This window comes from Candidatus Zixiibacteriota bacterium (assembly GCA_029860345.1).
Lineage (GTDB): Bacteria > Zixibacteria > MSB-5A5 > GN15 > FEB-12 > JAJRTA01.
In genome coordinates this window covers 254,653-261,083 of the sequence record JAOUBJ010000006.1, presented here as the reverse complement: position 1 = coordinate 261,083, position 6,431 = coordinate 254,653, and the positions used below count along the sequence as shown (strand labels likewise).

General features: G+C 54.9%; 5 protein-coding genes and 1 tRNA gene. 5 read left to right on the top strand and 1 reads right to left on the bottom strand.

Annotation, left to right across the window (positions count from 1 at the left end):
- Window positions 1–223: 223 nt before the first annotated feature.
- The 5 genes from ispE to OEV49_08685 all read left to right on the top strand — a co-directional run bounded on the left by ispE (window position 224) and on the right by OEV49_08685 (window position 3,271).
- Entirely contained in the window at window positions 224–1,117 is an 894-nt protein-coding gene (gene ispE, locus OEV49_08705; GenBank protein ID MDH3891152.1) for a 4-(cytidine 5'-diphospho)-2-C-methyl-D-erythritol kinase, read from the top strand.
- A gap of 17 nt (window positions 1,118–1,134) precedes the next feature.
- Window positions 1,135–1,404, top strand: a complete 270-nt coding sequence (gene spoVG, locus OEV49_08700; GenBank protein MDH3891151.1) for a septation regulator SpoVG — start codon at window positions 1,135–1,137, stop codon at window positions 1,402–1,404.
- A 20-nt stretch (window positions 1,405–1,424) separates the two neighbouring features.
- A tRNA-Gln gene (locus OEV49_08695) sits at window positions 1,425–1,496 on the top strand.
- A gap of 90 nt (window positions 1,497–1,586) precedes the next feature.
- Window positions 1,587–2,546: a ribose-phosphate pyrophosphokinase gene (locus tag OEV49_08690; GenBank protein MDH3891150.1), complete on the top strand. Its 960-nt coding sequence runs from the start codon at window positions 1,587–1,589 to the stop codon at window positions 2,544–2,546.
- Between the two features lie 38 nt (window positions 2,547–2,584).
- Window positions 2,585–3,271: a 50S ribosomal protein L25 gene (locus OEV49_08685; protein MDH3891149.1), complete on the top strand. Its 687-nt coding sequence runs from the start codon at window positions 2,585–2,587 to the stop codon at window positions 3,269–3,271.
- Window positions 3,272–3,955: 684 nt separating this feature from the next.
- On the opposite strand, the gene priA is transcribed toward OEV49_08685, so the two are convergent.
- A complete protein-coding gene (gene priA, locus OEV49_08680) occupies window positions 3,956–6,343 on the bottom strand; it encodes a primosomal protein N' (protein MDH3891148.1) in 2,388 nt (795 codons plus the stop codon).
- Window positions 6,344–6,431 lie beyond the last annotated feature (88 nt).

Genomic DNA, 6,431 nt, shown 5'->3' with positions numbered 1-6,431 from the left:
TCGTAAATCCTTCTGTGTAAACCACAAGTTTACCACGGGTTTGACTCCTTTCATTGGTCTGAAAACTAAAAGTCAAACCCGTTGTTATTTCAATTCTACAATTTACACAACATAGTTTACACTACCTAGGCCTCAATTCGCTTTCCAAAAACGTGGCAATGTGTTATCTTACCGGTGCGGATCACAGAAAGTAGCAGGGTAGGCAGTTGAGCGGAGAAGTGATTTGTATATTGACAGACTGGACAGCAATCGGCTAACCATCAAGGCTCCGGCCAAACTGAACCTCTTTCTTGAGGTGCTGAACAAGCGCCCGGACGGATTCCACAATATCAATTCGCTGTTCCAGGCGGTATCGCTATTTGACCAACTCACCTTCACGGTTTCCGACAAACCAGGCGTTACTATTGAGCTTGTCGCCAAGGCCGATCTGACCGTGGGGGAGGACAATCTCATCAGCCGGGCATACACTATAATGAGGGATGAGTTCGATCTCAGCCGAGGTCTGCATGTTCGCCTGGACAAACATATCCCAATTGCGGCTGGCCTGGGTGGCGGATCGGCCGATGGCGCAGCCACCTTACTGGCATGTAACACCTTGTTTGACTTGGGCTTGACTCAAGATCAGATATCCCAATTGGCGCTCAAGATCGGTTCCGACCTGCCTTTTTTCTTTTCAGCGGGGCAGGCGATGATCGGTGGCCGGGGGGAAAAGGTCAAAACGACCCATTTGCCGACCGATTACCACCTGGTGCTGGTCAAACCTGCTTTGGAAGTCTCAACCGCCGAGGCGTATGCGCTGCTTAAAAGGGACTTGACAAAGCCAAACGACCAATATACCTTGCCGCCCTGCCGGGACGTAAAGTCTCTGGTTGAGGCATTACGTTTGACCGGCAACGATTTCGAAGATGTTCTTGGTGCGTTCTGCCCGGAATTGGGCCAAATCAGGGACATGTTGTTAAATGCCGGGGCGGTACTGGCGCGCCTGAGTGGCTCCGGCCCGACTGTGTTCGGGCTGTTCGAGGGTGCGCCGGAAACGGGGCAGAAAGTAAAACTGAATGGAGGGAATTGGCAATTGTTCGCAGTTAAGCCAATTACCTGGCCAGACAGAGTAGTCTGAAACCCACGGAGGCTAGCGTGGACATCACAGAGGTCAGGGTAAAACTGCGCAACGAAGAACGACTCAAAGGTTTTGTTAATGTTACTTTTGACGACGCCTTCGTGGTGCGAGGAATGAAAGTTATTAGCGGCAACGATGGTTACTTTGTAGCGATGCCCAGCCGTAGGCGGCCCGATGGAACCCATCAGGATATCGCTCATCCGGTGACCGTTGAAATGCGCCGCGAGATCGAGGAGAAAGTGCTTCAGGCTTACGAGTCGGCTCTTGAGGCTCGCGTGAAACAGTGAAAGACTCGTTCAAGACCCTCTGGGGCGTCGTCAAGCGGTAAGACACCAGCCTTTGGAGCTGGCATTCCCAGGTTCGAATCCTGGCGCCCCAGCTTTTTCCACGACATCCTCGGAAGGTGCTGAGCCCATCCGGCTGACGATGCATTAGTCGAGTCCGCCGGAATGCAAATGGAAGAATCGGTATGATCATTCGCGAAGAACTCAAAATCGTAACCGGTCGCTCCAACCGACCAGTGGCCGGAAGAATCGCCGCCCATCTGGGTCAGCAGCTTACTGACTGCCAGGTGACCAGTTTCTCCGACGGTGAGGTTTTCGTTCAGATCAATGAGAACATCAGAGGCGCTGACCTCTTCATAATTCAGTCGACCAATGCTCCGGCTGAAAACCTGATGGAACTGCTGATGCTTATTGAAGCGTCAAGGCGGGCTTCGGCCATGCGTATCACAGCCGTAATTCCATACTATGGCTATGCCCGGGCCGATCGCAAGGATCAACCACGAGTATCGATTACGGCCAAACTGGTGGCTAACCTGCTGACTTCGGTCGGGGCCGACAGAGTGATTACGATGGACCTTCACGCCAGTCAGATTCAGGGGTTTTTTGATCTACCGCACGACCATCTCTACTCGTCGGTGATCTTCAACGGCTATCTGCGAGCGATGAATCTTGAGAACCTGGTCGTGGTTTCTCCGGACGTGGGTTCTATCAAACTGGCCCGCGCTACAGCCTCCGCCCTGCACGCCGATTTGGCTATCGTCGACAAACGGCGCCCCAAAGCCAATGAGGTCGAGGTGATGAACCTGATCGGAGACGTCGATGGGATGAACGTCCTGATTCGTGACGACATGGTAGACACCGGTGGATCGCTTTGCTCCGCCGCACACTTTCTGAAAGAGCGCGGTGCTCTGGATATCTTCGCAGCGGCCACGCACGGAGTACTTTCGGGAAAAGCCATAGAGCTAATCGGTGAATCGCCGATAAAGCAGATGATAATAACAGATTCGATTGATCAGAGCCACCGATCACTACCGGGCAATTTCGAGGTTCTCGGATGTGCCGAGTTGATCGCCAAGGCCATCAGTCGCATCTTTGATGAAGAGTCGGTTTCCTCGCTGTTCCGAGAGACACCGACAGCCCAGTAGAATATGAAACCATTTATCGCAAAGGTCGATTCGCAGCCATGAAAGAAATTTCAATCAGCGCCTCCAGGCGTGAGTCGCTGGGCAAAGGCCCGGCCCGACAGTCGCGGATGGCCGGCAACATCCCTGCCGTAGTCTACGGACCGGAGGTAGAGCCGATCCCCGTCGCCGTCGAAGAACGCTCCTTCCGAGCCACAATGAAAGCAACCGGCAGCTTGAGTTCCATCATAAATCTGGATGTCGACGGCAAAACCAACAAAGTCGTCCTGCGCGAAATACAGCGCGATCCGATTACCAGCAGAATCCTCCACATGGACTTTCATGCCATCAGTATGACCAAGCCGCTGAACATTTCCATCCCCATCCAGTTCGAAGGTTCGCCGCGCGGTGTCAAGACCGACGGCGGTATCATGCAGATCACCATGCGTGATTTGGATATCTCCTGCCTTCCGTCGGACATTCCGGATAAGCTGGTCGTGGATGTAGAAGATCTCGGTATCGGGGATTCCATCCACGTCCGTGATGTCGACCTGGACAAAGTGCAGATTCTGTCGCCGGAACAACGCACAATCGTAGTCATCGCCGCCCCGACCGTGGTGAAAGTCGACGAACCGGCTGAGGCTGAAGAAGGTCTTGAAGAAGGAGCCGAAGAAGGCGCCGAAGATTCACCGGCCGAAGGTGAAACTGCCGATGCCAAGGATGCTCCCAAAGACGACAAGGGCAAATAGCTCACCTGTCATCGTATCGACTATAACGGTCGTCGGGTATCCCCGGCGACCGTTTTTTTGGTGGATATGCTGCACCAGGAATTAGGGCGGGCCGCCTTCGCCTGCGCGCCGCGGCGTGAACCCGCCGTGGATCGCCCGACAACTGTCGGGCGGGGTCGCCCAACAGCACACGACAACTGTCGGGCGGGGTCGCCCAACAGCACACTGCAACAACTAAAGTTCCCGTCGATTATTCGTACACTCTGCTCTACATCTCGTACAACCGTGCGAATGACACATCAAAGCATCCGGCAACCGAATCGCGCAACTGATTCGATAGTACTAGCATCCAATGAGTTGCGGGTTTGAGCCGTGCAGTCACCGCAGACCGGCACACTGGTTGCTTTATTGATGGGTCGAGGGTTGAAGGTTCACCACGTGTTCGTTCGTGTGAGCCTCCGTCGGGGAGGGCAGGGAACCTTTGGTTCGTCTAGGAGGGTCTGCCTTTCTCGGCGGGTTTTTTTATCCCCATCACATGCCGGCTGAAAAGAGACCTTTGTGCCCGCGTGATCTTCAGATCGCGTGGGTGAATTGCGGGTGGCACCCTCAAACCCGGTTTGGGGGTGGTTCTTGTTGTCTCCGTCCCAGACAAAGTTTGAGACGGCCACCCGGAGACGAGCGAAGCACGAAAAAGTGGCTTGCCGCCTACATCATATCATCAGCATCAACATCGACTGTTAGTCTAATACTCGTCGGCAGCTTAAAACGCGGCTCGGTCAAGTCCCATTCACGCAGCATCTTTACAAGCTTCACCATCTGATGCGTCTTGACAAAGAGATGCCTGCGAAAGTTCCCCCGCAAACGATACATCGGACAAGGCGCCGGACCAAGAGGGGTCAGTCGTTTCAGACCGGCGATCTTGATCTGTTTCAGCAAACGATCACGAAACTCAAGGGCCGCTTTTTGCAGTTTACTTTCATCTTTGCCCGACAGTGTGAAGTTCACCAGCCGAGAGAACGGCGGAAAGTCAAGCTCACGACGCTTTTCGATCTCACGGTGAAAAAACGACTCGTAATCCTGCCGGGCAGCATCGTCGATCAGATCGCTGTCCGGGTAGAATGTCTGGATGAGCACTTCACCGGGTTGATCGGCTCGGCCGGCTCGTCCCGATACCTGGAGCAAGCGGGCGAATGTTTTTTCCGAGGCGCGAAAATCCGGCAAGTCCAGACTGAGATCGGCTGATAACACACCGACCAGTGTTACGCCGGGGAAATCCAGACCCTTGGTCACCATCTGCGTACCCAGTAGTAAACTGCTTTTTTTTGCAGCAAAGTCGGACAGTATTTGATAAGCGCGCTTGCGCCCCGAAGCGGTGTCGCTGTCCAGTCGTACTACTTTCGCACTGTCGAGCAGTCTGGGGATACTCTCTTCGACTTTTTGCGTACCGGCGCCCAGGAATATCAGATCATCGCTATGGCACTTTGGACATCGGCTCGGTGTTGCCTCGACCCGTCCACAATAATGGCAGGACATTTTGCGACCTACTTTGTGGTAGGTCAGGTTTACCTGGCACTGACGACATCGCGGCACATGTCCGCAGGTTGTGCATTTCACTTGCGGCGAGTGACCCCGCCGATTCAAGTAGAGAATCACCTGTTCATCGTTGTCGAGACGTTTCTCTATCTGTTGTTTGAGAGCCAGCGAAAAGAACCCAAGGTCACCTTTGAGTCGGTCGGTACGCATGTCCACCAACCGCACGGTCGGCAGTTTTGCCTCGCGTGGTCGCTTGGTCAGCCGCAACAGTCGATAGCGTCCGGACTGGGCGTTGTGGTACGATTCGAACGAAGGCGAAGCCGATCCGAGCAGGACGGGGATGTTGTTGATTCGAGCGCGCATGATAGCGGCATCGCGTCCGTGAAACCTGGGGGCCGGGTTGTCTTGTTTGTACGATGGATCGTGCTCTTCGTCGACCACTATTATGCCCAGGTTCACGGCCGGAGCAAACAGGGCGGAACGGGGACCGATCACCACCTTGAACCGCCCCGACCTGATTCCCCGCCAGCTTTCGAGCCGTTCAGATTCGGTCATTGCCGAGTGTACGATTGTCACCTGGTCTGGGAAGAACCCGCGAAAATAGGCCAGCGTGCTGCCGGCCAGGGCAATCTCCGGTGTCAGCACCAGGGCGGTCGAGCCGTTGTCGATCACTTGCCGACAGAGATGACAGTAGACTATAGTCTTGCCGGAGCCGGTCACGCCGTGCAGCAGGTGGCTTGAGAATCCCGTGGACAAAACATCGCTGATGCCGTCTACGACCTGTTGCTGCTCACTGTTGAGTGAGATGCCGCCAATGTCGGTGCGTGGCTTGATGAAGTCGAGCACGTCTCTTGACTCGTCGCTGAAAACCGGCTGCAGGAGTTTTGCTTCTAACGCTTGCCGGACTATATAATCACTCCAGCCGGCGGCCCGTAGTTCGGGGCGTGTTCTGACGCCATCGAACGGATCTGGTTTTGTCTTGCGGCGGCTGAAGAAAGGGACGAAGGCATCGTGGTCGGTCATTCGATAGCCGGTAGGTCGACGAACCTGCGCGGGGCTATCGAGCCAGTCTTCTGCGATCACCATTTGCTCAAGCAGACGTCGCAACAGCCCTTTCACGCTTTTGATTTTCTGTAACACCTCGTCCGACACCGCCTTGCCCGGTTTGATCTTACGACCCAGCAGATGGTGTACCTGGTCGTCTTCAGCCCGCCAGACGTAGCGCATCGAGCGCGCGCTGGAGAACACTCCGGGTAATGCGGCGGTCAGGCAGTCAGCCGGGTTGGCGAAGTAATAGTCGGCGATCCACAGACATAATCGAAGCAGTTCGTCGCTGAAGTAGCTCTGTCCATCCAATGACCGGATGACCGACTTGATAGTAACTCCCGGTTTGGGTGTTCCCGGTCCGAGATAGAACCCAACCTGGCGGGTGCTTCCAAACGGCACCAAGACTCGTTGACCGTTCTGCGGTCGGTCGCTGCCATTGGGCAGGCGGTAGGTAAAGGTACGTGCAGGCGGTCCGGACACTGCGATTTCGGCCAAGCGGTCGATTTGGTTCACGGCTGTGCGTCCCCGAAAAACAAAGCGGTAGGTGAACACCTACCGCTTTGGGAAATATCTATGTCAACCAGCGTCTGTACGGCAACGA

What these genes read in the sequence shown, in the direction of transcription:
- OEV49_08690 (MDH3891150.1), top strand. Translation starts at nt 1,587, where the DNA reads ATGATCATTCGCGAAGAACTCAAAATCGTAACCGGTCGCTCCAACCGA.
- OEV49_08685 (MDH3891149.1), top strand. Translation starts at nt 2,585, where the DNA reads ATGAAAGAAATTTCAATCAGCGCCTCCAGGCGTGAGTCGCTGGGCAAA.